The sequence below is a fragment of the Streptomyces tateyamensis genome (genome assembly GCF_003205575.1).
Taxonomy (GTDB): domain Bacteria; phylum Actinomycetota; class Actinomycetes; order Streptomycetales; family Streptomycetaceae; genus Kitasatospora; species Kitasatospora tateyamensis.
This window is the reverse complement of sequence record NZ_PYBW01000028.1, coordinates 33839-59917: the sequence shown is the minus strand read 5'-3', so window position 1 is coordinate 59917 and position 26079 is coordinate 33839. Positions and strand designations below refer to the sequence as shown.

Annotated in this window: 33 protein-coding genes; 4 read left to right on the top strand and 29 right to left on the bottom strand. The window is 72.5% G+C overall.

Features of this window, described 5'->3' with window-relative positions:
- Positions 1-18: 18 nt before the first annotated feature.
- Positions 19-465 carry a DUF4442 domain-containing protein gene (locus C7C46_RS09070; RefSeq protein WP_110667625.1) on the bottom strand — a complete coding sequence of 149 codons (447 nt, stop codon included), beginning with the start codon at positions 463-465 and terminating at the stop codon, positions 19-21.
- A gap of 558 nt (positions 466-1023) precedes the next feature.
- Here C7C46_RS09070 and C7C46_RS09065 point away from each other — a divergent pair.
- Positions 1024-1266, top strand: a complete 243-nt coding sequence (locus C7C46_RS09065) for a helix-turn-helix domain-containing protein (protein ID WP_110667588.1) — start codon at positions 1024-1026, stop codon at positions 1264-1266.
- 19 nt (positions 1267-1285) lie between these two features.
- On the opposite strand, the gene C7C46_RS34885 is transcribed toward C7C46_RS09065, so the two are convergent.
- Together C7C46_RS34885 and C7C46_RS09050 are read right to left on the bottom strand one after the other, a co-directional pair.
- Positions 1286-1459 (bottom strand): hypothetical protein, encoded by a 174-nt coding sequence (locus tag C7C46_RS34885; RefSeq protein ID WP_181442266.1) that lies wholly within the window; start codon positions 1457-1459, stop codon positions 1286-1288.
- Positions 1460-1969: 510 nt separating this feature from the next.
- A complete protein-coding gene (locus C7C46_RS09050; protein WP_110667583.1) occupies positions 1970-2479 on the bottom strand; it encodes a hypothetical protein in 510 nt (169 codons plus the stop codon).
- 350 nt (positions 2480-2829) lie between these two features.
- On the opposite strand from C7C46_RS09050, the gene C7C46_RS09045 reads away from it, so the two are divergent.
- The 3 genes from C7C46_RS09045 to C7C46_RS09035 are packed head-to-tail and all read left to right on the top strand — an operon-like array spanning position 2830 to position 5091.
- The gene (locus tag C7C46_RS09045) at positions 2830-4164 is read left to right on the top strand and encodes an NsdA family TPR-like regulatory protein (protein WP_110667581.1); all 1335 of its coding nucleotides are present in this window, start codon (positions 2830-2832) and stop codon (positions 4162-4164) included.
- 34 nt (positions 4165-4198) lie between these two features.
- Complete coding sequence (locus C7C46_RS09040) at positions 4199-4744, top strand: NUDIX domain-containing protein (RefSeq protein ID WP_110667579.1); 546 nt, start codon at positions 4199-4201, stop codon at positions 4742-4744.
- A 44-nt stretch (positions 4745-4788) separates the two neighbouring features.
- Positions 4789-5091 carry a hypothetical protein gene (locus C7C46_RS09035; RefSeq protein WP_146259028.1) on the top strand — a complete coding sequence of 101 codons (303 nt, stop codon included), beginning with the start codon at positions 4789-4791 and terminating at the stop codon, positions 5089-5091.
- 49 nt (positions 5092-5140) lie between these two features.
- On the opposite strand, the gene C7C46_RS09030 is transcribed toward C7C46_RS09035, so the two are convergent.
- From C7C46_RS09030 to C7C46_RS08905, 26 genes are all read right to left on the bottom strand, one after another.
- On the bottom strand, positions 5141-5476 hold the full coding sequence (locus tag C7C46_RS09030) for a hypothetical protein (RefSeq protein WP_110667574.1): 336 nt from the start codon (positions 5474-5476) through the stop codon (positions 5141-5143).
- Complete coding sequence (locus C7C46_RS09025; RefSeq protein WP_110667572.1) at positions 5473-5772, bottom strand: hypothetical protein; 300 nt, start codon at positions 5770-5772, stop codon at positions 5473-5475. The genes C7C46_RS09030 and C7C46_RS09025 overlap by 4 nt, the downstream gene beginning before the upstream one ends.
- A 96-nt stretch (positions 5773-5868) precedes the next feature.
- Positions 5869-6675, bottom strand: coding sequence for a peptidoglycan recognition protein family protein (locus C7C46_RS09020; protein ID WP_110667570.1), 807 nt, complete (start codon positions 6673-6675; stop codon positions 5869-5871).
- 11 nt (positions 6676-6686) lie between these two features.
- Complete coding sequence (locus C7C46_RS09015; protein WP_110667568.1) at positions 6687-7073, bottom strand: hypothetical protein; 387 nt, start codon at positions 7071-7073, stop codon at positions 6687-6689.
- A gap of 15 nt (positions 7074-7088) precedes the next feature.
- Positions 7089-7547: a hypothetical protein gene (locus C7C46_RS09010; RefSeq protein ID WP_110667566.1), complete on the bottom strand. Its 459-nt coding sequence runs from the start codon at positions 7545-7547 to the stop codon at positions 7089-7091.
- Between the two features lies 1 nt (position 7548).
- Positions 7549-8640, bottom strand: coding sequence for a hypothetical protein (locus tag C7C46_RS37270; RefSeq protein WP_110667564.1), 1092 nt, complete (start codon positions 8638-8640; stop codon positions 7549-7551).
- The gene (locus C7C46_RS09000; protein WP_110667562.1) at positions 8637-9656 is read right to left on the bottom strand and encodes a hypothetical protein; all 1020 of its coding nucleotides are present in this window, start codon (positions 9654-9656) and stop codon (positions 8637-8639) included. Before C7C46_RS09000 ends, C7C46_RS37270 begins: the two co-directional genes overlap by 4 nt.
- 10 nt (positions 9657-9666) lie before the next feature.
- Positions 9667-10551, bottom strand: coding sequence for a phage distal tail protein (locus tag C7C46_RS08995; RefSeq protein ID WP_245984308.1), 885 nt, complete (start codon positions 10549-10551; stop codon positions 9667-9669).
- A 19-nt stretch (positions 10552-10570) separates the two neighbouring features.
- Positions 10571-14704, bottom strand: a complete 4134-nt coding sequence (locus C7C46_RS08990; RefSeq protein ID WP_110667560.1) for a phage tail tape measure protein — start codon at positions 14702-14704, stop codon at positions 10571-10573.
- 42 nt (positions 14705-14746) lie between these two features.
- The gene (locus tag C7C46_RS08985) at positions 14747-15346 is read right to left on the bottom strand and encodes a hypothetical protein (protein WP_110667558.1); all 600 of its coding nucleotides are present in this window, start codon (positions 15344-15346) and stop codon (positions 14747-14749) included.
- Between the two features lie 16 nt (positions 15347-15362).
- Positions 15363-15740 carry a hypothetical protein gene (locus tag C7C46_RS08980; RefSeq protein ID WP_110667556.1) on the bottom strand — a complete coding sequence of 126 codons (378 nt, stop codon included), beginning with the start codon at positions 15738-15740 and terminating at the stop codon, positions 15363-15365.
- Entirely contained in the window at positions 15737-16003 is a 267-nt protein-coding gene (locus tag C7C46_RS08975; RefSeq protein WP_245984307.1) for a hypothetical protein, read from the bottom strand. Before C7C46_RS08975 ends, C7C46_RS08980 begins: the two co-directional genes overlap by 4 nt.
- A gap of 95 nt (positions 16004-16098) precedes the next feature.
- The gene (locus tag C7C46_RS08970) at positions 16099-16572 is read right to left on the bottom strand and encodes a hypothetical protein (RefSeq protein ID WP_110667552.1); all 474 of its coding nucleotides are present in this window, start codon (positions 16570-16572) and stop codon (positions 16099-16101) included.
- Entirely contained in the window at positions 16572-17051 is a 480-nt protein-coding gene (locus tag C7C46_RS08965) for a phage tail tube protein (RefSeq protein WP_110667550.1), read from the bottom strand. Before C7C46_RS08965 ends, C7C46_RS08970 begins: the two co-directional genes overlap by 1 nt.
- A gap of 27 nt (positions 17052-17078) precedes the next feature.
- Positions 17079-17411 (bottom strand): hypothetical protein, encoded by a 333-nt coding sequence (locus C7C46_RS08960; protein ID WP_110667548.1) that lies wholly within the window; start codon positions 17409-17411, stop codon positions 17079-17081.
- Positions 17412-17422: 11 nt separating this feature from the next.
- The gene (gp17, locus tag C7C46_RS08955) at positions 17423-17821 is read right to left on the bottom strand and encodes a tail completion protein gp17 (protein WP_110667545.1); all 399 of its coding nucleotides are present in this window, start codon (positions 17819-17821) and stop codon (positions 17423-17425) included.
- Positions 17818-18222, bottom strand: coding sequence for a DUF6093 family protein (locus C7C46_RS08950; RefSeq protein ID WP_110667543.1), 405 nt, complete (start codon positions 18220-18222; stop codon positions 17818-17820). Before C7C46_RS08950 ends, gp17 begins: the two co-directional genes overlap by 4 nt.
- The gene (locus C7C46_RS08945; protein WP_110667541.1) at positions 18219-18857 is read right to left on the bottom strand and encodes a hypothetical protein; all 639 of its coding nucleotides are present in this window, start codon (positions 18855-18857) and stop codon (positions 18219-18221) included. Before C7C46_RS08945 ends, C7C46_RS08950 begins: the two co-directional genes overlap by 4 nt.
- Positions 18854-19231, bottom strand: a complete 378-nt coding sequence (locus tag C7C46_RS08940; protein ID WP_146259027.1) for a hypothetical protein — start codon at positions 19229-19231, stop codon at positions 18854-18856. The genes C7C46_RS08945 and C7C46_RS08940 overlap by 4 nt, the downstream gene beginning before the upstream one ends.
- A 13-nt stretch (positions 19232-19244) precedes the next feature.
- Positions 19245-20552 (bottom strand): major capsid protein, encoded by a 1308-nt coding sequence (locus C7C46_RS08935; protein ID WP_110667537.1) that lies wholly within the window; start codon positions 20550-20552, stop codon positions 19245-19247.
- Positions 20549-20734 (bottom strand): ribosomal-processing cysteine protease Prp, encoded by a 186-nt coding sequence (locus C7C46_RS08930; RefSeq protein WP_245984306.1) that lies wholly within the window; start codon positions 20732-20734, stop codon positions 20549-20551. Before C7C46_RS08930 ends, C7C46_RS08935 begins: the two co-directional genes overlap by 4 nt.
- A 5-nt stretch (positions 20735-20739) precedes the next feature.
- Entirely contained in the window at positions 20740-21354 is a 615-nt protein-coding gene (locus C7C46_RS34880; protein WP_181442265.1) for a hypothetical protein, read from the bottom strand.
- A gap of 46 nt (positions 21355-21400) precedes the next feature.
- Complete coding sequence (locus C7C46_RS08920) at positions 21401-22444, bottom strand: VG15 protein (protein WP_110667533.1); 1044 nt, start codon at positions 22442-22444, stop codon at positions 21401-21403.
- Positions 22437-23867: a phage portal protein gene (locus C7C46_RS08915; protein ID WP_110667531.1), complete on the bottom strand. Its 1431-nt coding sequence runs from the start codon at positions 23865-23867 to the stop codon at positions 22437-22439. Before C7C46_RS08915 ends, C7C46_RS08920 begins: the two co-directional genes overlap by 8 nt.
- A complete protein-coding gene (locus C7C46_RS08910) occupies positions 23867-25444 on the bottom strand; it encodes a hypothetical protein (RefSeq protein ID WP_110667529.1) in 1578 nt (525 codons plus the stop codon). Before C7C46_RS08910 ends, C7C46_RS08915 begins: the two co-directional genes overlap by 1 nt.
- Positions 25425-26039 (bottom strand): hypothetical protein, encoded by a 615-nt coding sequence (locus C7C46_RS08905; protein WP_110667527.1) that lies wholly within the window; start codon positions 26037-26039, stop codon positions 25425-25427. Before C7C46_RS08905 ends, C7C46_RS08910 begins: the two co-directional genes overlap by 20 nt.
- Positions 26040-26079 lie beyond the last annotated feature (40 nt).

The following is a 26079-nucleotide window of genomic DNA, read 5'->3' as shown; positions in this document are numbered from 1 at the left end:
GCCGGGTGGCGGGTGGACTCAGCTGTTGGGGCGCAGGGTCCAGAGCACGTTCATCACGGTGGTCACCGCGCCGTCCTCGCGGGTGATCTCCACGGTGACCGGGAACTCCGGGCGCTGGCCGGCGTCCAGCTCGGCGATCACGTCGGCGATCGGGCGGCCCAGCGTGGCGGTCGCGGTCACCACGCCCTTGGCCACCTTCTTGAACGCGATGTCGGCGGTCACCGGCAGCGGCACCGCGCGCGAGAGCTGGTCCCCGAAGGCGGCCAGCACGATCGCGCCGCTGGCGGACTCGCCGAGGGTGAACATCGCACCGGCGTGCGGACCGCCCACGTGGTTGCGGTACTCCGGCTGGTCCGGCAGCTGGAGCACAGCCCGCTCCGGGGTGGTCTCCAGGTAGGCCAGGTTCAGCGTGCGGACCATCGGGACGGTGTCGGCCAGCAGTTGGCCAATGGGAGTAGTCGTCATGCCGGTCATGTTACTCACGAGTAAGTGAATCGCACAGGGGTTCCCGATGCTGCTGATGCCGAGTCGGCGACGGCGGGCAGACGACTCGTCGGCGGAGAACGCCTGAGGGCCTGATCTCCAGGAGATCAGGCCCTCAGGTCTTGGGGTGAGCGACGGGACTCGAACCCGATTTGTTACACAGACTTGACCTGCGGCTTTGCGTCTAGCTGGGAAAACACTCCCGCTGTCAGGCGCCGCGAGGCGCTGTCAGGCGCTCTCCGCTGTCCGTGGTGATGACGTGTCATCACGCCTGAGCGGCGATCGGGGGTCCGTCCCGGCACTCACGCGCCGAGCCCCGCCAGTTGGTTGCTGGCGGGGCTCGGTTCTACCTCGCCCTCCACCTGGGGGTGGCTAGGCGAGGAGTGCAGGGGTGGGGGCCGCTGCGAACGACTGTTCGAATGCGCTGCACAGACTGTCACATGTTCAACGAGAAGTCCCCATGTTGGACGTGAGCCAATCCTGCGATCTGGCCCCAGCTGGGTGCAGACATGATCACTGATGGCGCCCAGCGTGATCTAGGTGTCTGCCAGGTTTACTCTCACCCCGACCCAGCTCGACGAACGCGCCGCGATCGGTCGCCGCGTCCGGGCGCTGCGGACAGAGCGTGGCTGGTCGCAGGAGGACCTGGCCGAGAGGGCAGGCATCGACCGAAAGTCCGTCTACCGCATCGAGCTCAGCAGCCGAGGCCTGAGCATCGACGCCTACCTCGCCATCGCTACCGCTCTCGAGGTGCCGACAGCGCGCCTGCACCGCGACGAGTAGATGGCCGCCCGGCTGGCCGTCAGCCGTCGCCGGCCTCCCTGATCTCGCGCGCCTCGTCGGCGTCCGCATAGTTGCGGACGGGCAGGCCCTGCGCGGCCCGGACGGATTTGCGGATCATGATCTGTGCGGCGGGGCTGTCCCCGTGCTCGACGGCGATCCGCGCCTCCTCGGTGTAGCTGAGCGTGTGGTCCACGACCGACTGACTGGGTTGGCGTCGCTCTTTGCGGCCCATGGGGGTCCTCTCTGACGGTGACTACTGGGCGGGTTGGCAGCGGGAGCACGCGCACGGCGGCCACTCCCCGGTGAGCGGCCGGACATGCTGCGAGGTGCCGTCCTGCAGCACGATGCGCTGCTCCCCCCGAGGATGGCGCCGGCCGTCCTCGCCGACGGAGTAGACGCGGATCGTCATCAAGCTGGCCGGCGCGCTCACCGCAGCGCCCCGGCGCACAGCGGACAGCTCGGCCAGCCGAGCAGGCAGCGCCGCGGCCGGCGCACGAGGGCCCAGAGCGCGATCACGACCGGCCCCGCTTCATCAGTCGCGGCCGCCACCTGTCAGCTGGCGGCCGCCCCGGGCAGCCCGGGTGAGCGTCGATCAGGTCGTACCGATCCGACGGCGTCGACGACTCATACCGCGGACCCTCGGCGTACTCCCCGCAGCACACGCAGTGCCCTTTCACCACCGGCGGCGTGGGCTCCGCCGCCATCAGCTGCTCCCGTCCTGGAGCGGCCCGGCCAGGGCCAGGTGCTGGCCCAGCGCTCGCGCGAGCAGGTCCGGCGGCGTGAGCGTGCCCGGGATCTGCGGCCAGTGCGCCCAGCGGACCGGCTCGCCGCCCAGCACCTCGGGCCCCGGCGCCTGGAGGGTATGGCCAGCGGTGAGCAGGACGAGCACGGGGTCCAGCCGCTCCCACTCCGCACCGGTGTCGGGCTCCACCGGCAGCAGCCAGACCGTCAGGCCTTCGGTCCGGTCGTGGAGGACGGGGCCGAGTGCCTGCGCGGCCGCCGTCGCCAGCAGCGCTCGCAGCACCGCCAGGCCCAACTCCTCGGGCATCCGCAGGGCGTGCCAGCGGACCCCGCACGGCAGCGGTGCCATGTAGGCCCGGTCCTGCTCCCACCGGATCACCGTGTCGTAGCGGGCGGACGAGCGGTCCGCGCCGGCCAGCCAGATCTCGGGCGGCATGACGGCCCATCGGGCCACCTGCTCTTCGGGGGTCATCTGGTCACCTCCGCAGCCTGCGCGTGCTCGGGGCAGGCCACAACCGCCCAACCGAGCCGGGCCCTCCCCGATCGCGTGTAGTACTGGCCAGCAGGGGACAACTCCACACCGCGGCGCCCGCAATCGATGCAGGCCTTCCCAGTCAGTTGATCGCCCGTGGGCGTTCGTCCATACGCGGCGATTCGCACCACGCCCTTTTTCAACGTCACTGCCATGACTCAATGCTCCGGCGCGCCCACCACCGCGGACAGGATGTGCAACGCGCCATGTCGAGTACTCGATTCACACCCCGTGTGAACTCAAGGCGAGTAGAGTCCGACGGACCGCCAAGTCCCTTGTGAGGTGCTCCAATGGGGCCAAACACGCAGCTCGACGTACTCCTCGAAGAGGCCGGCTGGTCCCACGCCGGCTTCGCCGCCCGAGTGAACCAAGCCAGCGCCAGCACCGGCAAGCAGACGCGCTATGACCACACCGCCGTCACCCGCTGGCTTCGCGGACAACGTCCACGCGGCGCCGCGCCCGACCTGATCTGCGACATCCTCAGCCACCGGTTGGGTAGGCCGATCAGCCTGGACGACATCGGCATGGGGCAGCCAGGCGCCATGCCGCAGCCGACTGCGCTCGGCGCGTTCGTGGACCGCGCCGCTGCCCTGTGGCGCTCCGACCAGCAGCAGCGCGTAGAGCACGCCACAGCGCCCGCCATAGTGGGTACCGCTGCCATCGTGCCGGTTTGGGAGTGGGAGAACCCGCCCGACGACGCAGACGTATCCCACGCCGGAACCCGCCGAGTCGGCCAGTCCGACCTCGCGATGCTCCGCACAGCCCGCAGCCGCTACGAGCAGATGTACCGAGCCTCAGGGGGAGTGGCCACCGGCGGCCGTGTCGTCGGATTCCTTGCCGACCACACGGCGCCGCTGGTGCGTGGGACGTACTCGGATGCGGTCGGCCGCGACCTCCTGCGGGCGACCGGCGGATTGGTCGCCGTGGCTGGCATCTGCGCCTACGACTCGGACCACCAGGGCCTCGCGCAGCGCTACTTCCACCACGCACTGCGCCTGGCGAAGGCGTCCGGGGACCGGGCATTTGGCGGCTACGTCGTCGCCCTGCTCACGAACCAGGCGCTATTCCTCAAGGACTACCGGCAGGCCGTGGCCTTCGCCGAGGCTGGCGTTCGCAGCGCAGGCGACCGGATCAGCCCGGCGCTGGCCACCGACCTGCACGCCATGCAGGCCAAGGCCTTCGCGAGGATGGGCGACATCCCTGGAGCGCATCGGGCCATGGCCCGCGCCGAGGCCGCCGCAGCCACCATCCGCCCCGAGGAAGAGCCGCCAGAGACCGGCTACGTGCAGCCCGGGCTCGTCGAAGCGCAACTCGCCGAGGCGCTGATCAGTCTCGGCGACTGGACCCCGGCCCGTAGCTACGCCGAGGAGGCCGTACGCGTCCAGGCCCACGCACGTGGCCAGGTCCACCGCATGGCCACCCTGACGACAGTCGACCTCGGCCGCAACGAGGTCGAGCAGGCCGCGGGCAACGCGATTGCCGCGCTCAATCTGGCCGTCGGCATGGAGTCCCAGCGGCTACGCGACCGCTTCGTGGCGCTGCGCCGACAACTCGGCGCGCAGCGCACTGCGGCGGCCCGGGACGCGGTCGAGCGGATCGACGCGTCCCTCGCGGTGCCGCTGTAGCTGACTAGGCTGACCCCGTCTATACAGGCCAGGAATGGAGAAGCGCGTGTCGGTGTGGAAGAACCTCGGCGAGCACACCGTCTACGAGAACCGTTGGCTGAAGGTGAACCTCGCCGACGTCGAGCTCCCCGATGGTCGGCACCTCGACCACTACCTCCTGCGACAGCGCCCCGTAGCACTGGCCACTGCGGTCAACGAGCGCGGCGAGGCGCTGCTGCTCTGGCGGCACCGCTTCATCACCGACAGCTGGGGCTGGGAGCTCGCGGCCGGCGTGGTCGAGGATGGCGAGGAGCTGGAGGAAGCGGCCGCGCGCGAAATGCTGGAGGAGACCGGCTGGCGCCCGGGCCCCCTGAAGCACCTACTAACCGTGGAGCCCTCGAACGGCCTGGCCGACGGGCGCCACCACGTCTACTGGTCGGAGCGGGCAGAGTACGTCGGCCACCCAGAGGACGACTTCGAGTCCGAACGGCGCGAGTGGGTGCCGCTGGCCAGCGTGCCTGAGCTGATCGCCAAGGGCGAGATCCGAAGCGCCAACGCAGTCGCCGCGCTGCTGCTACTCCATCGCATGCGCACCGCCTGAGCAGGGCCCCTAGGTCACTCGAACGTGTGCGCGATACTGGTCGTGTGTCCCAGCAGCCCCACCAGCACCCTGACGACGCCGTGCGCGCTGACCCGGCCGAGATGGCCGGCCCCGGCAGGACGCCTATGCGGGATGCCTGGCAGATCGTGATCCTGCACATCGAGGGCCGCTGGCAACCAGGCCTGCTCACCCAATGGCGCCGCCTGCCCAGCGGCTGGGTCTGCCTCGTCCGCTGGCGCAAAGACCCGGACCCGGCCAGCGGATGGGGCTGGGTCCGCTGGGACCCGGCCACCATCCAGCCGCTCACCGCCGCGGGCCTGGAGGCCGCCGGCCTCGGCGAGCCGTAGACGCGACGAAGCGCCCCGCCCGGCCGGAGCCGGGCGGGGCGCTTGGGTGTCAGGTGTTGCTCTTCGGCGCGGTGCCGATGTGGACTTCAACGCGGTCGAGCGCGTCGCGCAGGCTGCTGCCGCTGTTGGGCCGCATCTCATGCTCCACGGCGGCCAGGCGGTCCTCGATCGCGCCGAGCCGTACCATCACCCCGGGGTGGGCCGGGACGCCAGGTCGGGCGTCGGTGCCTTGCCAGTCATCGACCACCTCGCCGACGCGGCGGCCGAGTAGCCGCAGGCCGCGGGTGCCCCGCCAGACCAGGGCGAGCACACCCGCCAGCGCGACGACGGCGCCCGCCCAGACGACGAGCAGGTCCACGCTGCCGACCCCGGTGGAGTCGGTCACGCGCCGCTGCCCGGGTCGGTCACCGCCGGGGGAACGGTCGGGACCGAGACGGCGGCCGGCGCCGCCGGAGCGGCCGGGTCCGGCGCCGGCCGCGGCGAGTGCGGGGCGGCCCAGCCCGCCAGCAGCACCGCCAGCGGCGGCCCCATCAGCGTGATGATGGACTGCGCCCACTGCGGCAGCGGGGCGAGGAGCGCACTGTTTTCCGCGCCGGAGTTGAGCCCGGTGATGATGAGGCCGAGGACCAGCGCGGCAGCGCTGGACCAGCGCACCTTGGTCTCGATGGGGGCGTTGGCCATGGTTGTTCTCCGATCGGTGGCGTGAGCGTGGGGCGGGCAGCTGGCCAACCTCCAGGAGGAGCTGGCCGGCTGCTGCTGGGGTTGGGTGACTGCCGGTCAGCTGACGGGGCGCTCCCAGGACGCGCGCCACGTCTGCGGCCCGACCACGCCGTCCACGGTCAGCGGCCAGCCGTGGGCGGTGGAGTCCTCCTGGAACTGGCGGCAGATGGTGGCGGACTGTCCGCCGTACCAGCCGTCGACGGTGATCGGCCAGCCGCGGTCGGCCATGCGCTGCTGCCAGCGCCGCACGTTGTCGTCGTGGAGCATCGGCTGCTCGACCTCGAGGAGCTCGCCCGGGAACGGCGGCGCGGTCAGGTGCGGCGCAGGGGCCGGCTGCGGTGCGGGGGCTGGGCTCGGCGAGCCGCCGCCCGGACGCGGTGCGCCGGCGTGGACCCAGGCGTACAGCTCGTCACCGGGACAGTCGGTCGAGTAGCCGTCGCGGTGGCCGAGGATCTCGCCGCCGGCGCCGTTGGCCTGGAGGTACTCGATCGCGTCCCGGAGCCCGGACTTGAGCGCGTCGGTCAGGGGCTCGTTGGTGCCCTGGATCGCGCACACGGCGTAGTGCGCGAGGTTGAGCGGCTGGTTGCCGTTGGCCCCGCTCTCCTTGCCGGCGCCGCGGCCCTCGAAGACCACCGAGTGCCCACAAACGACCAGGTTGTACGCAATGTCGATCCAGTGCTGAACCGGGTCCGACAGGTGCTCCTGCTGGATCGCGCGGACCTCGGCGGCGCACTGGGCGTGGTCGGCCGGGGTCTGGTAGGGGCCGCCGATCCAGTGGACCTTGACGCCGCGCGCGGTCGGCATGTCGGACAGCTGCGCCTTCGGGGGCTGGGCGCCCCACTGGTCGCGAGTGACGAACTGCATGGTTCCTCCGGTCAGTTCAAGGTGACGGTCTCGGCGGTGGCCGAGGTGACGGTGAAGCCGGCGTAGTGCCGCAGGACGCAGGTGTCGCCGGTGGCCGCCAGGGCGCGGGCGATGTCGGCAGGGGTGCGGATCCCGCCGGTGTACTGGCTGGTGCTGTAGGGCCAGCCGGGGAGGTCGTCCTCGCTGGTGAGGGCGTACACCTGCCACTGCCCGGGGGTGGCGGCACTGGTGCGGGCCAGGGCCAGGAGCCACAACTCGCCCCACGCGGTGGGCTGTCCGGCCTGGGAGGGCCCGGCCTGTCCGGCACGTGCGGCGAGGTACTCGGCGGCGGCGAGCTGGTCGAGGTAGTTGGTCAGCGTGACCTGATCGGCGGCGACCACGGTGGTGACGGTGCGCACGGTGCTCCCGAGGGGTCAGGGGATAGAGCGGATCAGCTGCGGCTGCGCGGCCACACTGCCGCTGCCGGAAGTGAGCTGGGCCTGGACGCTGAGCTGGTACTGGGCGCCGAGGGCGACGCCGGGCAGCAGGCCGGTGTTGTCGAACGTCGTACCGGCGGCCACGGTCGGGCCCCACTGCACGCCGCCGATCAGCACGCGCACGTTGCCGGCGGCCCCGCCGGTGGCGATGGTGGCCAGGACCAGGCGCAGGCCGGGGTGCCAGGCCAGGTTCGAGCAGGAGGCGACGGTGGTCCAGGCCGCGGCCGAGGTGGCCGGCCACGCGCTGGTATTGGTCGGTAGCGGCGGCATGAGGGCGTCCGCTGCTGACAGGTCCGGGGCGCGGGCACGCAGCTCGGCGATGTCGCGTTGCAGTCGGGCCACGGTTGCGGCCAGGTCGGCTGGTGTGGCGGGGAGTTGGTCCAGGCGTCGGGTCACGTCACTGCACACCCTCCAGCAGGATCGGCTGCACCTGGTCGGCGCCGGCGTCGAGGGACCAGGCGTAGGCGCGGGCGACGGTCTCGGCCCCGTCCGGGTGGCGGGGGGAACTGGTGACGCGCAGCCGGACCGAGTCGCCGAGCGCCCAGGACTGGCCGAGGCGGGGCGAGGCCGAGGCGGCTGCGCTGATGGTCCAGGCGCGGCTGCCGGTGGCCATGAGCGCGAGCGCGGCGGCGGCGTGGGCCTCCAGCGAGGCCTGGTCGGTAATGGCCGCGGCGGGTTGGAATCGGGTCTCCCACAGTGGCCAGCCGGAGGAGAGTTGGGCGGTGGCCAGGTGGGTGGTGGAGCTGGCGCGGCCGGCGGCGGTCTGCGCACCGCGGGCGATCACGCTCGTGGCGCCCTTGTCCCTTTCGAACGACTCGGTCAGGGTGTAGGCGGTCACGCAGCCCGGCATGTCGAACACCGCCTCGGGGTTGGTGGATTGGACGCCGATCGCGGGTTTGATTCGCAGGACCAGCTGGACGGCGGTCTGGGCGGCGTTGGCCCAGACGGTGTCGATGGTCCACTCGGGGGCGCCATCCATGGCGGCGATCTCTTGGAGACAGGACAGGATGCTCTTGTCGTCGGTGTCGGCCACGGTGTAGTTGCCGAGGGTGCCGCAGGCGGTGGTGTCCAGGGTGATCGCGGGGCCCTGGGTGAGGATCGGGGTCGCGAGCTGCTGCACGATCGTGGCCAGGTCGGTGCTGGTGGCCGAGTAGCTGCCGGGGTAGCGGCGGTCCAGGTAGCACTCGGGGGTGACTGCGGCCAGGTCGAGTGTGGGGGCGCTGCCGCCAGCGCGCGGCAGCGGGATCCCGGACCAGACGATCTGGCCGGTCGCGGTGTCGACCCCCACGGTCAGAGTCCGTCCCGGGTCGGTCGCGGCCTCCCACGCGGCCGGCGCCCCGGCCAGGGCGAGGCCGAACGCGGTGCTGGTGGAGGCGCCCAGGCGGCGCTGCAGCGGCTGGGTCGGGGTGAGGGCGCGCAGTTCCTCGGCGATGGCGCCGGTCTGCAGGCTGCAGCCGTACCAGGCCAGGGTGACGGGTTGCTGCGTCATGTGCCCTCGTAGGCGAACGACAGGTGGATCTCGGCTCCGGAGGCCCAGCTGTTGATGGCGCTGCCGGGCGGCCAGTAGCTGATGTCCGAGTTCTTGAGGGCGAAGACGTTCGCCGTGCTGGAGCCGCTCGTGATGATCGAGCGGGCAGCTTTCCACGGGTTGCCTGCGTCGATGATGTAGCCGTCGCCGACCGCGCTGATCGTTGAGGCGGAGGCGGCCACTGGCAGGCTGACGCTGATGTTGCCGCCGCCGATGGTGGAGCTGGCGCCCCATAGGAGGGAGACCTGGGCCATGACGGTACGTCCGATCCGGGTCCATCGGCCGGCGGCGGTGGCCGCGCCCAGGGCGGACAGGCCGCTCCAGGTCGGGGTGTAGGCGGACCAGTCGCCCTGTGCGGTCCAGGCGCTCCCGGTCCAGTACTCCACTACGCCGCGGGTCGTGTTGTAGCGGGCCTGCCCGACGTAAAGGCCGGCCGCGGCAAGGTCGGCCGTGCTCGACACCGGCAGGATCCCGCCCGGCGCGACTGTGTAGGGCCGGGCAGCGTTGTTGACGGAGGCCGCGCCGCCGCCGGACGGCGGAACGTTGACGGTGGCTAGCGCAACGCCGTACTGGCCGGCGGGGATGGACGGCGCGCTCGGGCTGCCGGACGGGGTGCCGGCCAGGTAGACGATGTCCGCCTTGCGCAGGCCGGTGCCGTCCAGGTCCTGGTCCCACACGCGCAGGTACACCAGGTCGATGCGGGTGTAGGTGCCGTCGGCGGCGTTGATGCTGCCGGTCCAGGCGGTGTCGATCTCCGCGTGGTAGACCCCTTCGCCGGCCGCGCTGGAGACGATGGCGTTGCCGGTGGTGACGGTCAGGGTGGTGCCGGCGATGCTGACCGTCAGGTCGGGCCCGGGCCGGGTGCCTTGGCGGCCGCCGCGGCTGGTGCCGTCCGACATCGCGGTGAGCGCGCCGGCGACCCGCATCGTGTGCGCGTCGTAGGACAGCGTGCTCGTCCACAGCGGGGACCTGGCCAAGTGGAGCCTCCTACATCCAGGCGGAGCGCCAGGAGGCGCTCAGCGTCGCGGGTGCGCTGCCGGAGGCCGCGCGGAACAGCAGGGTCGCGGTCGAGCCGGCGGCGATCTCGGGCCAGGGCCCGGACAGGTAGCGGCGGCGGCTGGCGGTGCCGTTGAGCACGGCGGTGTGGGCGTCGCAGTCGAGCACCAGCGTGTCGCCGGCGCCCAGCTGGTCGCCGTAGGCGAGCTGTGTGACGGCGCCGCCGGCCGCCTGCACGGTGATCACGGGCTGGACGACCGGCCCGGTGATGGTCAGCACAGGCCGGGTGGCCATGCTCCCGGCGTTGGCCGCGGTGATGCTGCCGGACACGGTCGTGGACGACATCGTCAGCGGCAGCGTGAGGGGCAGCACCAGGCCGCCGGTGGTGGACGGCAGCCCGGTGGAGCCCTGCTGCAGCGTGGTCGAGTAGCGGCGCGGGTCCGGGGCCGTGACCAGCACGCTGTAGGTGGCCGTGCGGTCCGTGATCCGCTCCAGCAGCAGCTTGCCGGACCGCCGCGCCGTGCACTGCTTCGGGATCGTCTCGCGGACCGTCAGGACGACGTCGGAGACCCCGACAGCGGCCCGCAGCTGCTCCATCGCGGCCTCCAGCGTGGCCTGGTCGAGCGCCACGATGGTGCCGGTCAGGGTGAGCACCCGGGCCGTCAGGTAGGTCGGGCCCGCCCAACTGCCGTGGTCGGCCTGCCGCTCCGCGTACTGCATCGTGCGGGTGTCCGGGCTGTCCCAGCCGTCCAGGCCGGTCAGGACCCAGGCCACGCCGGCCGCGTCGACCACCCCGAGGCTGACCGGCGCGACGCCGGCGGCCTGCGGGGTGAGGTCGACGCGGATCGGCCCGACCGCGGACCCGGGTGTGTACACCAACGCGCACCTCCCCTTCTCAGCTGACGAACTGGAGGTGCCTCACCAGGTCGGCGCGCTGCTCGGCGTCGCTCTGCTGGGCGCCGTGCAGGTGCACGTTGGTGGTGCGCTGGTCGTAGCTCGGGCCGGCCGAGGCCGGGGCCAGAGCCGTCATCGCCCGAGCGGGGACGAGCTGGTAGCCGAACTGTCCGGCGACCTGGCCCAGCAGCGCGGTGGAGCGCTGCCGCTTGGACGGGGACAGCGGGATGTACGCTTCCGGACCCGCCTCGGCCCACAGGATCGGCCGGGACGCGACCATGGCCTGACGGCCTGACAGACCGTCGGCGGCCGTCGTGATCCCGCCCGCAGCCATCGCCCGGCTGTAGATCCCGCCGTCCGCGTTCGGCAGGGGCTTGTTCCCGTAGGGCCCGGTGCCTCCGGTGATCGTGAAATCGTTGATCGTTTTCACGTGGATCGTCTTGTCGGTCAGGGCGTTGATCTGGTCCTGGATCTGCTGCAGGGAGTGCAGCGGGTCCCCGGTCGGCACGGTCACCTTGACCCGGCCGTCCGGCAGGGTCTCGGTGGTGTAGCCGACCGCGTGCAGCGCATCCAGCGCGCCCTGGGTGAGCGCCGCGACCGTGACCGTGTGCGCTCCCGGCAGCGCCTGCACGGTGCGCCCCACCGTGTCCAGGTCGGCGATGGCCTGCCTGGTCTGCGCCGTGACGTCCACCTGCTTGCCGGGCACCTCCTTGGCGATCAGCGCGTCCAGCGCCGCGGCCGCCTTGTCGGTCGGGGCCGTGATCTCCATCTGCCGGCCGCCCGGCAGCGAAGTCACCTCGATCCCGACCTGCCGCAGCTGCTTCACCGCGTCGTCCGTCAGCGCCGACACCTTGATCGTGGCGCCCGGCGGCAGGTGGCCGGCCAGGCCCTGCACGTACAGCAGTTGCGCCTGGGTCTCCCCGAGGCCCTTGACGCCGAGGGTGATCGCCAGATTCGACGGAATGAACCCCATCTGCGCGGCCAGGTTCTTGGCCTGGTCGGCAGTCAGGCCGAACTGCTGCGCCGCGGTGACGGCCTGCTGCCACGCCTGCTGCATCGGCGCCTCGGCCGCCTTGAGTGCGGTCGGCAGGTCGGCGCCGTTGGCGGTCGCCAGGTCGTAGGTGGCCTGCGCCGCGCCGGCCACCGCCGAGTTCAGGTCCTGCAGCTTGTTCCACAGCTGCTGACCGTTCTCCGAGGTCGTGTTCAGCGAGCCGTCGACCTGCAGCAGCGCCGCCCCGTACCCCCGGGCGTGGTCGACGCTGTCCTTGTAGGTGGCCGCCAGGTCGAGCGCGGACTGGTTGGCCTTGGCGGTCGCGGCCTGGACGTCCAGCTCGCCGCCGGACAGCAGGGTCAGCGCGTCGTGCAGCGAGCGGGCCCGGGTGTCGGCATCGGCGGTGGTGTCGGACAGCGTCCCGATGATCTTCTTGAGCCTGCCCGCCGGGTCGGTCGCGTTGCCCGCCGCGGCACCGGATCCGGCGATGGCGGCCGCCAGGTCCTTCTGCTTGGCGATCGCCGCCGGCGCCTCCCCAGTCAGGGAGTTGATCGCGTCCGCAGCCTTGAGGATCGCCTTGCCCTGCTGGTCGTAGGTGTAGAACACATTGCCGTCGCTGTCAAAGTTGTAGACGGTCTTGTAGCCCTCCGCGGCCGCCATCAGGCGATCGTGGAGCGCCGTCAGGGAGTCGCCCTGGCCGAGGTAGGCATCGGTGAGCTGCAGGGTGGAGACGCCGGCGCGCTGCATCACGTCCAGCAACTGCGTCTTGCCGTCCTTGAGCTTGGCGTCGGCCAGGGTCTGCACCGTGGCCGACCTCACCGACGCGTCAATCTGCCCGTTGGACTGCTGCAGCGCCTGGGCGAGCGAGGAGATCCGCTGCCGGTGCGCCTCGGTCGCGGCCGCGGCCTCCTGCTGGTGCTGGGCCAGCATGTCCAGGCCGATCATGGCCGCGCCGATCGCGATGCCCCACGGTCCGCCCAGCAGGCTGACGACCCCGCTGAGCGCGCCCTTGAGCCCCGCCTTGGCGCCGACGCCGGCCGCCGTGGCGACACCGGCCAGGTTGCCGCGGAAGCCCGCGAGCTTGCCGCCGCCCTCCTCCACCGCCGCACTGGTCGTGCGGAAGCTAGTGGCCATCTCGCCGATGACCGGCACCCGCGCCTCGACCGCGGCGAAACCGGACCCCCACTTGCCCAGGGACACGCCGGCCTGCTCGGCCAGGATGGACTGCAGCTGCATCGAACCGCGCACCTCGTTGAAGGTGGCGGTGGCGGAGCGGCCGTAGCCGGTGACGGTGTCCTGCAGGGCCTGGATCTGCGGCCGAAACGGGCGCATGGCGATCATGCCGAGGATGGACAGCTGGATCGGCCCGGGCAGCCCGGCGAACGCGTGCCCGAGGTCGCCGACGATTGCGGCCAGTGGCCGCAGCTCGCTGGACAGGCCCCCGAACAGGCTGAAGCCCACTTGCAGACGGCCCGTCAGCACGCTGACCGCGCCTGCCCCGGAGGAGACGGAGGTGACCACGGACTGCAGGCCGCCGACCAGCGGGACGACCGCGGACCCGGCGTTGTGGACGACGGTCTCCAGCGCGTGGAACCCGGACACGGCCACCGGGATGGAGTCCTGGCCGATGGTCAGCAGCGCCCGGCCGACCGGCGCGGCGAACCGCCCGGCCGCGGTGGCGATCCGGTTCGTGTCCTGGGCCAGGATCCGCTCGACCGTGGGGCCGTAGATGGTCCACAGGTCGGTGGCGTCCTTGATGCCGCGCTGCACGTGCGGGATCGCCGCCGACACGCCGGACGACATCCAGCGGGTGATGCCCTCCAGGGTCGGCGCCAGGCCGAGGTACACCTGCAGGAACGCGCTGGAGATCTCCTTGCCGAGGGAGCGCATCGCGCCGCCCAGGCCCTTGGATTCGGCGGAGGCCAGCGCGGCCGCGCCGCCAGCCCGCCCGACCTGCACGCCGAACTGCTGGAACGCCTCGCCGCCTTGGTGAGCCAGTGCGGTCATCGCGCTGAGCGCTGGCTTGCCGAACGCCATCGCGGCGGCCGCGGTGAACTGCTGCTCGCTCAGGTGCTCCTGGGCGGTGTGCAGCTGCGTGATGACGTACTCAAGGCCCTTGAACCGGCCCTGGCTGTCGAAGGCCTCGATGCCGAGTTCGTGCAGGCCCTCCCTGGCCTGCTTGGTGGGCTTGGCCATGTTGACCAGGGCGCTGCGCAGGCTGGTGCCGGCGGTGTCGCCGATGATGCCGGACTTGCCGAGCAGGCCGACCGCGGTGGCGACGTCCTGCAGCGGAATGCTGAGACTGTGGGCGGTGGGCCCGACGTACTTCATCGCGTAGTACAGGTCCATCAACTCGCCGGAGGTGCTGTTCACCGTGTTGGCGAGGATGTCCGCGACGCGGGTGGAGTCGGTGGCCTTGAGGTTGAACTCGTCCAGGATGTCGCCCTGGATCTTCGCGGCGGTGGCGACATCGGTGCGGGCGGCGGCCGCGAGCTGGATCGTGCCCCGTGCCGCGGTGACCGCGTCCTGCGCGGACAAGCCCGCCTTGGCCAGCTCGACCATCGCGTCGGCAGCCTCGGCGGCGGTCGCGGTCGGCAGCTTCAGGTCCGCACCCAGCGCCTGGGCCTGCGCACCCGCGACCGCCATCTGGGCACCGGAGGCGCGGGTGACTTCCTGGTACTTCTGCAGGGCGTCGTTGTACTCGTTGCCCTGGTGGACGATGTCGTGCAGGCCCAGCAGCAGCGCGCCGCCGGCCAGCAGGGTGCCCAGGTGGGTGGTCATCTCCAGGGCGCCCTCGGCGCCGTGCTCGACGGCGGCCATGCCGTCACGGCCTGCCGTGCCGATCCGGCCGAACGCGGCCGCGCCGGCGTCCACTTCGGTGCTGGCCGCGCGTACCGCCCGCCCGGTCTTGGCGGCCTGCGCCTCGGCCTCGGCCGCGCCGGCCGCACCGCCGCGCGCACCGGTACCCAGGCCCACCATCGCCGCTTCGGCGCCCCCGGCCTCCTTGGCCATCGCACGGGTGCCGCGCCCGGCGGCTGCGGTGGCGTCGCCGAGAACGGTGGCCTTCTTGGCGGCGCCGACCATCTCGGGGCCGAACTGGGCGGTGTCCGCGACGACGCGGACCAGGACCGTGCGATCCGTCATCTGCAGGGCCTCCCTTCACGGTCGGGCCCGGCCGGGCGCGGATCAGTGGGTGCCGGGTGTGCTCCCCGGGGAGTTGGCGATCACGTCGGCGGCCAGCACGCTCGGCACCGGCTCGGCGTACTGCAGCTGGACGGCCAGGGCGGCAGACCATGCGGCGGCGAGCTGGCCGTCCGACAGCTCGGACCACCAGGCGTCGAACTCCTGCGCGCTGTCGGGCCGCGGGGAGAGCAGTTGGGCGTGGACCAGGGCCGGGGCGAAGGTGTCGGGGTCGAACGCGGGCTCGCCCTGGTTGGCCTTGGCGGCCCGCTCCAGCTGCTCGCGGGTGGGCGGGTGCTCGCGGCGCAGATCCCGGTAGGCGGTGTGCGGGACCGCCTGCAGGACCAGGTCGACGCGCGAGGCCTGGGCGCGCTGCTCGGCGGCCTGGAGGAGCTCGGCGATCGCGCGGGCGGTGCCGGCGCCGGTGGCTTGGTCGTGCAGCACCGCCCGCTCCAGCAGAGTGGCGAGCGTCTCGGTCTCGGCGGCGGCCTCGGCGTCCAGGACCAGCGGCACGGTGCGGCGCGGCCGCGAGATCCGCTCGCGCATCTGGGCGAACGTCAGCGGCTTGGCGGCGGGGCTCAGTGGCTTTGCGGCGGGGCGGGGCATGGTGTTCCTCGGATGATCAGGCCAGTGCGTCCTGCACGGCGGCGTTGATGCCGGCCTCGACATCGGGCTCGGCGGCGTCCAGCGCGGGTCCCAGGTGCGGGATCGGCGCGTTCTTGCTGGTCCCGTACTCCACGATGTTGCCCAGCGCGCCCTGCGGGCGGCCCTTGTCGGGGCCGATCTCGGCCGTGACGCCGGCCGCGGTGGCGGTGATGTCGTAGGTGATCGAGGCCGGGTAGCGGGGCAGGTAGCGATGCCCGCGGATGCGGGATCGGGCGTCGTCGCGCACGGTGCGGGCGGTGCGCTCCACCGCGGTGCGCACGTTGCGTTGCAGGGCATTGGGGGCGCGCTGCAGCGCGGTGACGACCTCGGTCAGACCGGTGACGATCAGACTCAACTCGCGGCTCCCTTGCGGTAGATGTGCACCTGAAGGCCGGCCGTGCTGGCGCCCTGTTCCTGGAGGGCGGTGACGCGGCGGTGGCCCGCCGCGCAGGCGTGGCAGCGCACCACCTCGGCGTCGTAGGCGTACTCACCCGCCGGGTCCGTGGTGTCGGTGCTGGGGTGGCCGCAGTCGCGGCACGCCCTCGCCTCCACCTCCAGCAGCGCCAGCGCCCACCACCGGTCCTCTGGCAGCCACAGCGGCTCACCCGGGCCTGGCATAGGCCGGCCCAGCAGGATCGAGCGGGGAACCCCCCAGGCGCGGGCGGCCTCCAGCTCCCTGCGGTACGGCAGCCCCGGGTCCTGCAGGCGCGAGCTCAGAAAGGGATCGGGCTGGGCTCCTCGTTCACGAGCAGCGCGGCGCCGAACAACTGCTCGGCAGTGCCGGTGTTGACCGATTCCAGCAGCAGGACCACCTGCTCGGCGGTCAGGCGCGGCTCGGCCGCGCAGGCCTCGACCAGCGCGGGCAGGAACGTGGCCGCGTCGTACCGTTCGTTGCTGCCGGCCGGGGCCGGGTGGCAGGCCAGCAGCGCCGAGTAGGCGGTGTGGCCGATCGCGACCAGCCGGACGTGGACGGTGGCGGCCGCCACCCGGGCCCGGACCACCTGGAGGTCTGCGGCCAGGGCGGCGCCCGGGTGCACGTCGCCCAACGAGGTGGCCTGCCAGCCGGCCGCCTGCTCCAGCTGCAGCTGCAGGTCGGCCGCGTCCTGGGCGGCCTGGCCGTCCAGGCAGACCGGCACGGTGAGCTCGCGCGGCGTGGCCCGGGCCAGCAGTTCGGTGATGTCGGGCATCAGGCCACGATCGCGTGCGTCGCCGGGTCCGAGGTGACGGTCAGACCCACCATTACCTTGAGGATCTCGTTCGCGGTGGGCGCGATGTTCTGCGGTTCCTTGCAGGCCACCGGGTAGACCTCCACCCGGTCACCGGCGGCGAACGCGGTGGCGAACGCGGTGCCGCGGCGAACCACCAAGAACCCGGTCACCCCGTAGCCCAGGGTGGTGTACGGCTGGTCCTCGGTCGGGGTGGAGCCGCGCTTGAACGTGATCTCCGCCTGGTAGCTCTTGCGGCCGGGGACCGCGGTGTCGAACGTCGACCCGAGCGAGGACGTGTTGACGTCCGCCGTGGTCGGGTCCGTCTTCAGGCCGTCCGGGGTGAGCCGGGTCGTCCAGTCGTTGCCCGCGTTGAGCTCGGCGGCGGTCGGCGCGGTGATGCTCGCGACGCTCGACACCCAGGCGACCTTGATGTTGCCGTCGCTGATCAGGTCAGACATGTTCGAACCTCCTTCAGGGGGTGGGGGTCAGAGCCGGAACGCGGCGATGGTCACGGTCGTGACGGCCGAGTACGCGACGGACGCCTGCTGGTTGATGTCCGCGTGCAGGGCGGCGTCCAAAGGGCCGATCATCTGCTCACCGGAGGCGGCGACGGTCACGATGCGGTCGGGCACCGTCAGGCCCTTGTAGGCGTTGTTCTGGGTGGTCACCGTGACGGTGATGCTGGACGCGCCCCCGTTCTTGACGTGCAGGAACGTGTTCGGGGCGGACAGGCTGACCTTGTCGCCGCCAGCCGAAGCAGCGCCGTAGGCGGGGCTGATGCCCGAGGCCTTGATGGTCAGGATGGGGAGCAGGGCCATGGGGGCTCTCCTTACTGGGGCATGGACCGCAGCCGCCATCGGGCCACGGCGTAGAACACGGGCGGGGTCACGTCGTCGTCGCGGCGCACGGGCTGGCCGTCCAGGGCCTGCGGGCGCCAACTGGTGCGGCCCGTCACCTGCAAGGGTGCGGACAGCGCCTGTTGGCAGCGGTCCATGACGTTCAGGGCCTGCTCGGCGGTCGCGCCGACGGCGGTGGCCTGCAGGACCCCGACGAAGCGGGTGCGGTCGTCCGCGAGGCTGGCCGGCGCCGGGGTGCCCGGATCCGGGTACAGGACGACGTACGGGGGTGCAACACCCTGCGGGGCGCCGCCGAGATAGACGGTCAACTGGGCGGTGGTCAGGACGGCGGTGACCGCGTCGACATGGGGCAGGACGGCCGGGGTGCTCACGTGGTGTCCTCGATCGTGATCCGCCACGCGGTGGCCGTGGACCCGAAGTCGACAGCCATCACGGCCATGACCTGGCCGACCAGCCGCCCGTCACCGGAGGCCGTGACGGTGACCAGGTCCCCGACCCGCAACTCGGCGGCGGGGACCGCGGCGAACGGCAGCGCCAGCTCGTAGCGCGCCGCGACCGTCAACCGCTCGCCGGCCTGCCTATCGCGAGGCAGCCGCTCGGCCTTGACCCGGCACGCGCCGGAGTAGAGCACCGTTGCGGTGCCGGGGGTGAGGTGGCTGGTGGTGCGGTCCAGCGTGGCCGGCCCGGGGCGGGTGATGGTGCAGGCGTCGACCATCAGCTGCTGGTGCGCCAGGCGTCCCGCCGCGAGGACCTGGTCGAGTGAGCTGCTCACGTCGGCCTCACCGAGGCCAGGTTGACCCGGTATGAGGCCAGCTCTTCCTTGTGGGCGTCGGTGAGTTGGGCATTGCCGATGGTCTCCGAGGCGAACGTGCGGCTGTAGTCGTCGATCGCCTCCTGCCGCAGGTTCTGCGGGTTGGTCAGGTTCATCGACGCCAGGTCCAGCACGACGTCCATCACGTCGTCGGGGACGGTCGCGTACCCGTGGCTGTAGGTGAGCTGGACTCTGGGTGCCCAGATGCCGAGGTTGCGGCGGGGCCAGCCCATGAGCCGGCCCGGGGCGTACCAGGGGTAGCCGCGGGTCAGTTCGTCGCCGTTGCGGATGTAGTCGCGCTGCTCGACCAGGGTGAGCTGGACGCCGCCGAGGTCGGCCAACTCGACCACGCCGAGCGGGTTGTTGGCGTCGACCACCAGGGGCCGGTCCGGGACCCGCAGGATCCGGTCCCCGCCGTCGACAACGATCGTCTCCTGCTGCACGAACGTGAACGTCTGCCGGGTCCACTTGCGCACCCGTGCGGAGGCCCGGCGGATCGCCAGTGCGGCCTGTGCGGCGTCCACCGGCCGCTGCATCGCGGTCTGCAGGTCCGCCACCTGGGCCAGAGGCGGCCCGGTCTGCGGCGGGGTGCTCACTCGACTACGGGGCCGGCCAGCTGCTGCAGCCGGTTGACCAGGGTGGCGCGGGCGCCGTCGCGGGCCTGCTCGACCTCCAGCGCATGCCGGGCCCGGGCCGGGTCCTCGCCGACCCAGGACAGCACGGTGTCGATCGTGCCGGCGATGTCCAGGCCGCTCGGGTCCACCGGCTCGGCCGGCGGCTGGCCGTCGCCGCCCTCCGGGTCCGGCTCGGAGGCCGTCTCGGGCTCGGGGTCGTGTTCCAGGATCTCGACCTCCGCGCCAGTGGTGGCCAGGTGACGGGCCAGCTCGCCCTCGTGCTCGGTGTCGGCGGCGAGCTCGTGCATGCCGTAGTTCCACCAGAAGCGGTGAGACTTCAGGAGTCGAATACGCATGGCTGACCCCCGATCAGGCGTGTTCGAGGACGACGGCGCGCTTGAACACCGCGTTGTCGCCGGACAGGGCGTCGGAGGGGACACCGAAGTCCCCGACGTAGGACCAGGCGGTCGACAGCACCTGCTGCAGGCGGTCCTGCGGCGGGCGCACGATCCGGGCGACCTGGACGGCGGGCGCCACGTCGATCATCTCGATCAGCGGCACGTCCTCCACGCCGGTGCCGGCCAGCAGGGACGCGGTGCCCTCGAACGGCGCGGCGACCAGGCAGTCGGCGCCCATGACGATCGGGCGGTGCACCGTCAGCGCCCCGGCGGACCCGCCCAGCACGGTCGGCGACTCCATGTTGCGCACCCAGTCGATGCCGCCGAAGCGCCCGATGGACAGGTCCCGGTAGATCGGGGAGTCGACCCGGCCCTGCAACGCCTGCTTGAAATCCGCGTCGCTGAACAACTGGGCCTCGGTGGTCGCGTCGACGTGAGCGACGTAGTAGCCGCCCTCGGTCGGCACGTTCATGGACCGGAGGCGGGCGACCGCCGAGCGGAACATGGCGAAGGTGGCGGTGTTGGAGCTCGTGAGGTCGTAGGCGGTGTTCGCACCGGTCGCGCGCACCGACACCGGGGCGGTGGAGGCGATGACGGCGGCGCCGACAGCGACGGTCGCCGCGGTGCCGAGCGTCAGCACGTTGGTGGTGGTGTTGACGCCGGTCACCGTGTTGGCGACGCCGGCGATCGTGATGCTCAGCGGGGTCGCGCCGGACACCGGGATCTGCACACCGTTGGACAGCACCGTTCCGAACCCGGCCGCGTTCTGCACGGTCAGGCTGGTGCTGGACGACGAGCTGACGGTCGCCCAGGTCCGGCCGCCCGCATAGGCGGTGTAGAGGCGGCCGCGGACCAGCTGGTTGATGGACTGCCCGGCGTTGACACCGAGGGTCTTGGCGTCCTGGAGCCACTTGGACGCCAGCGACATGCTGGAGGTCAGCATGTTGGTGTCGATCGCGTTGCCGTACTGGTCCATGCTCACGGACCACTGCTCGACGCCGTACGTGCCGGTCGACGCGTCGTTGCCGGTGATCGCGGTCGGGACCGGGGCCATCAGGCCGGTGCGGGTGAACGTCTTGGTGTCGCCCAGGCCGCCGGCCCAGGCCTCGGCGGTGGCGGTGGCCGCGTACAGGAACTGCGGGACCAGCGAGTCCTGGAACGTGCGGTCCAGCAGGCCGTTCTGCATGATGGCCTGCAAGCTCGCCGGGAGCGCCCAGCGCACGTTGTGGCGGGCGAGGTCGAACCACGGCGCGCGCGCCGGGCCTTGGGTGGTCGTCATGTGCTCTCCTGGGTGATCTCCACGGACACGAGGTCCGGGTGCTGCGCGGCCACCTGGTCGAGGCCGAGCAGGGCGGTCTGGGTGATGGCGCTGACCGCGGCGCAGACGCGGCCGCCCCGCTCGTGTTCCTCGTGGCCGGTCACCTCGATGGAGGTGCGGCCGGCGCCCAGGCGGGCGCGCACGTGGATCACAGTCGGATGCCGTACTTGGCGAGCTCGGCGGCGAAGGCGGTGCGGTCGGCGGTGCGGAAGTCGGCGGTCGGTGCCGGGGGGCGGGCGCCCTGGCCGGCGTCCGGGCGAGGGCCGGCCGGGGTGGTGGCGGGCTTGGCCAGGTGGGGCTTGGCCTGCAGCAAGGCGGCGAGGTCGGTGGCGATGCGGGCTGCGTCGATCTCGCCGGTGCTGGAGGTGTACTGGGTCAGGTCGAGCAGGGCGGTCGCGTCGCTCGGGTCCGCGAACGAGGTGGCGGCCATCGCCTTGACCTCGGCGCGCACCGCGCGGGCGGTGGCGGCCGCGGCCTGCTTGGCGGCGGTGTCGGCGGCGGCCTGAGCCTTCTCCAGGTCGGTGCGCTTCTCGTCCTCGAACGCGGCCACCTTGGCGGCCAGGTCGTCGGCGCGCTGCTTCTCGGCGGCGGCCTCGGCCTTGGCCGCGGCCCGCTCGGCCTTGACGCGCTCCAGGGCGCGCTTGCCGGCGTCGCCCAGGGCGGCCTCGTCGTCCGCGCCGGAGTCCGTACCGGTCGGCGTCGGCGGTGCGGGCGGGGTGGGGTCGTCGTGGCGGTGCAGGTCGAACCAGATGCTGGTCCTCATGGCGGTCTCCCGATGCGGGTTGGGCCCGCCCGGCGTTGAGCACGGGTCAGGCAGCGAGGTAGCCGAACTGGCGCAGCAGGCGGACCTGCTGGGCGCGGTCGGAGGTGAGCCGGTAGATCTCCGCGGGCATCAGGCGCGGGGCCTGCAGCGTGAACCGGGGCAGGCCGGCGGCGAGCTCGGCGCGGGAGTGGGCGTACCGGATGCCGGTACGCGCCTCCTCCAGCGTGCGGGCCCGCTTGTAGTAGGTGCCGAAGCGGCTGGTGCCCTCCAGGGTCGCGGCCAGGCGCGCCCCGAAGGCGTCCACGGTCGTCATGCCGCGGCGGGCGTTGACGACTTGGAAGATGTCGGCGCCGTCCCGGATCGCTTGCGCGTCCCCGGCACCGAACCTGCGGTCCTGCTCGGCCGCGCTGAGCCGGTCGAACACGGCGCGGGGGTCCTGCGGGCTGCCGGGGCGCGCCCGGGTGGCGGGCACGCCGTAGCACTGGCAGTTCTTGTGGCGTTGGAAGTCCGCCGACCAGCGGTACCAGCGGCCGGCCAGGATGATGCACCGGGCGCACGCGCCCGAGCGGACCTGCCGGATGTAGCCGGTCACCGTCCGGTTGGCGGTCATGGCGACCTGGGCGGCGGCCGAGCCGGCATCGGTGACCTCGCTGGTGACGATCCGGCGCAGGTCGACCAGACCGCCCAGCAGCGACTGCTGCAGCGTCATCCCGCCGCCCAGCAGGGTCTTGGTGCGGATCACCGGCAGGTAGAGCAGCGAGTCCAGCGCCCGGCCGTCGGTGGCGACGCCGGCCAGCGCCGAGGGCACCACCCTGCTCGCGCCGGGCAGGTAGTCCGGGGCCTCGCCGTCGGCGCTGACCACGGCGTCCACGTACGGCTGCCCGCTGCTCGCGGCCTGGAGCTGGCCGGCCGTCAGCGCGCGGACCAGGGCCGGCCCGATGCCGCCCAGCCACGCCGCGGACAGGTCGTCCGCGGCGGCGCCCAGCGCGGCCCACAACCGGTCCGTGGTCGAGGTGGCCTGGACGACGGCGCGGCGCTGGCTCGCGCCGTAGGCGGCGACCAGGTCCGTCAGCGTCTGGGTGTCAGCCATCGATGCCGGCTGACGGGCCGCCGGTCACTGCCGCCCGGGCGGCGGGCGAGCCCGGCAGCGTGCCGCCGGGGGCCCCGGAGAGCGCGTCCAGGTCCGCCGCGGTGAGCCGGGTCAACGCCGCCTCCTCCATCGCCTGCATGCGGGCGATCTGCGCGGCCGAGTAGCCCAGGTCCTCCCAGCCCTGCTCGCGCGGGATGATCCCGGCCACCACCAACTTCGTGACGGCGTCGGCCTTCTGTGCGTAGGTGGGGGTCGCGGCGTCCCGCCACAGGGTCTCCATCCGGTGGGCCTCCGGCGGCACTTCGCCGTCACGGATCAGCAGCGCAAGCCGCATGGCCTGCTCCCAGTCGCCGCCGAGGGCGCGCTGGCGGCGTTCGGCCCGCTTGATCAGCCGGGCTTCGGCCGCGCGGATCGCGTCCGCCGAGGGCGGGCTGTCGCTGGCCAGGCCGAGCATGGTCGGTGGCAGTCCGGACATCGCCGACACCATCCGCGCGAGCGCGTTCAGCGTGTCGTGGAAGTTCGTCAGGTTCGCCTCGGGGAACTGCCCGAACGTCACCTTCTCGTTTCGGCTGGCCCAGACCCGGCCGGCGATCCGGGACAGCGCGCTGACGACGCGGCCCTGCGGGTCCTTGAAGTCGTCGTCGGCCATCCCGGTCGCCCAGCGTCTGGGCATCGCGTGGAACTCTGCGCCGACCATCATGTCGGTGGCGATCTTGCAGGCCGCGTCCGACAGCGACACCACCGACGTCAGCTCGGAGCGGCCCGAGCGGTCCGCCAGGCGGGACCGGTTCACCAACGGCACCACCGGCACGACACCGAGCCTGTGCTCGTCCTGGTCGCTCTGCTCCCACACCGCGGCCGCGCTGGTGCGCCGGTAGGACACCGTGGCGTCCGGCAGGTACACGGTGGCGTGGAACTCGGACGAGCCGTCCGGCTGCACCTCCTCCCAACGCTTTAGCGCTGCCAGCACCTTGCGGGTACGCGGGTCACGCTCGGCGAAGACCTGCAGCGCGCTCTCGGCCGTCACCACCGGCGGATCGATCCGCGAGTCGCCGGCGCCCACGATCACGAACGCCCGCGACATCGCCAGCGCGTCCACGTGCGCGAGCTGCGAATCCTCGTCCAGGTCGTTGGGCTGCCAGATGTTCTCCCACAGGTCCCGGTCCGCGCGCTCCGCGCCGCCGAGCCGGAACCCCTCGATGTCGAGACGCTCGTCCAGGGCGTCAACCACCAGCTGCGGCCAGCACACCACGACCTGCCGCAGCCGGTCGTCCATCTCCATCAGCAGCTCGGGCGCCATGTACGAGAGCGGCTGGCGGCCCTCGTAGTAGGCGTCCCACAGCTGCAGCTGTGTCATCTGCCGGTCGTGGGCCTGGGCGAGGCGCTGCAGCCACCCCGCGGCGTCCAGGTCGGACAGAGCCATCAGCGCATCACCACCACACTGGAGTCGGGTTCGGTTCGGGCCAGGCCTGCCGCGATCGCATCGCCGGCCGCCTCATGGGCGAGGATCGAGATCACGGCGGCGTCGATCTTCTGTGTGTGTGAGGCCTTGCGGAGCAGGTAGCGGCCGCCCGGGCGGGCGGCCCTGCGGGCATTGCCGACGTGCACCGAGGTGATCGGGCACCCGTCGTGCCGCAACGTGGTGTCGGCCTTGGTCGCGTCGGTCAGCAGCCGCTCGGCGGCCGCGTGCATCTGGGTGGCCCGGTAGGTCGCCCACCGGACCACCCGCTCGCCGTACCGATCCGCCCACGCGTCGACTTCGCTCTCCCAGTAGGGCGGGTCGCAGTACACCCGCACCACGTCGTAGCGGCGCATCAGCTCGTCCAGCGCAGCGGCTACTTCGAGGCGCGGGACCTGGCCGCCCCACTCGGCCGGGTTCCAGATCGTCGGCAGCTGGAGCGAGCTGTAGACCGGCGTGAACTGGTAGCCGTCCAGGGTCTCGGCCCGGAAGCCGGTCCAGTCGTCCAGGTCCGAGCCGTCGAAGCCGAGGACGATCCGGGTCCCGTCCGGGACGGTGCGCGGCTCGGCGAGCAGGTCCCAGCGGGCCCGCTCCAGCCACGTCCCAGTGCCGGCGGTGATCCGGTTGCCGAAGAACCGTTCGGCCTGGGCCACGTCGGTTTCGGCGAGCTCAGCGGCCTCGGCCTCGATCGCGGCCAGGTCGACCCAGCCGCCGGGGCGCTTCGCTGAGTCGCCGTACACCGCGCGGTGGATGCGCTGCCGATCGCGCTTGAGCTTGTAGTCCAGGCGCGGGTCCGCCAGCGTGTGGTCCCGGTAGATGTCGCGCACCCGCGACTCGGCGGTTCGCTGCGCGACGCTGTCCTCGGACGGGTCCCAGGCGTTGGTGGTCTCGACCGAGCGGCCGCCCATGCCGGCCAGGCCGCGGCGCTGGGTCTCCGCGACCGCGACCATGCCCGACTGCACCGTCCACAGGCCGGTTTCGTCCTGGACCACGAACGTGACGCGCTGGCCGAGCCGGGTCCGCGCGCGGGAGGTGACCGGGTCGATCCGGCCGCCGCCCGGCAGGTTGACTCTGGTGTCGCCGGTGTCTGGGATCAGGTCCGCCAGCGGGCCCAGCTCGATCATCGGCTGTAGCGCGGCGTAGACGTTGGCGGTCTGGTCCTCGGAGTTGGCGGCGATCTGGATCAGCGGGGTCGGCCACGGCCGGCCAACCGGCTCCCCGTTCGCGTCCCAGCCGTCGAACAGCACGGGCCCGACGGCCTCCGCGCAGATCAGCGCTGCGCTGAACGGTCCCTTGCCCCACTTCTGGGGCCTGACCAACTGCGACCGCCGGTAGGCGAACGCCGGTGCCCGCTGGCCCGGTTGGGCGCCCGGGCGAAGCCGGTAGTGGTGCGCGAGGAAGCGCCACATCTCGTCCGTGAGCCGGTACGGCTCACCCGCCCGGTCCCCATCCGGGACGACGCACAGCTCCTCGATCCACTCCCCGACCAGCCAGCCCAGCGTGGGGAACTCGCCCGCGTAGTCAGGTCCCCTCCACGGCATCGGTACCGACCACCCTCAGCCGCTGACGCGGAGTCCGCGCGGCGGCCGGCGCCCGCTGCTGGCGCTGCTCGGCGACCTCATCGTCCGCCACCTCCCAGCGCAGCCGCAGCATCGCCAGCGGGTTCAGGCCGAGCCGGTCAGCGAGTTGCCTGGCTTCCTTGGCCGCGTCCAGGTCGCCCTGCTCGGCCCGCACCTTCCACCGCACGTATTGGGCGACCTCGCGGTCCCAGCGCAGCCGCTCCCAGGCCACCGCCTGTGGCGTAGCCCACAGCTGAGCCCACAACTCGGACTCCACCCGTGCAGCCGACTCCAACTGTGCCGTCAGGATGTTGACCTCGGTCACCGCCGCATCGTGCTTCTTCTGGGCTGCGGTCCGGGCCCGGCCGGTCAGGTCGGGCTCCAGCAACTGCAGCTCCAGCTCGTCCGCCAGCCGCTGCGCGGCGTCGCGCCGCTCGCTGCTCGCAATGTCGGGCAGCAGCGGCCACGCCGGCGGCGGCCCGGGCCGGCCGGCAGCGGGAAGCCGGGTCGAGCTCGCAGCCACGTTGCGCCGGCGCCGCTCAGCAGCAGGCTTGGGCGCCGGTCCCATCCCGGCCACGCTGACCACCTCCCTTACCTGTTGGGCGCATCATGGGGCG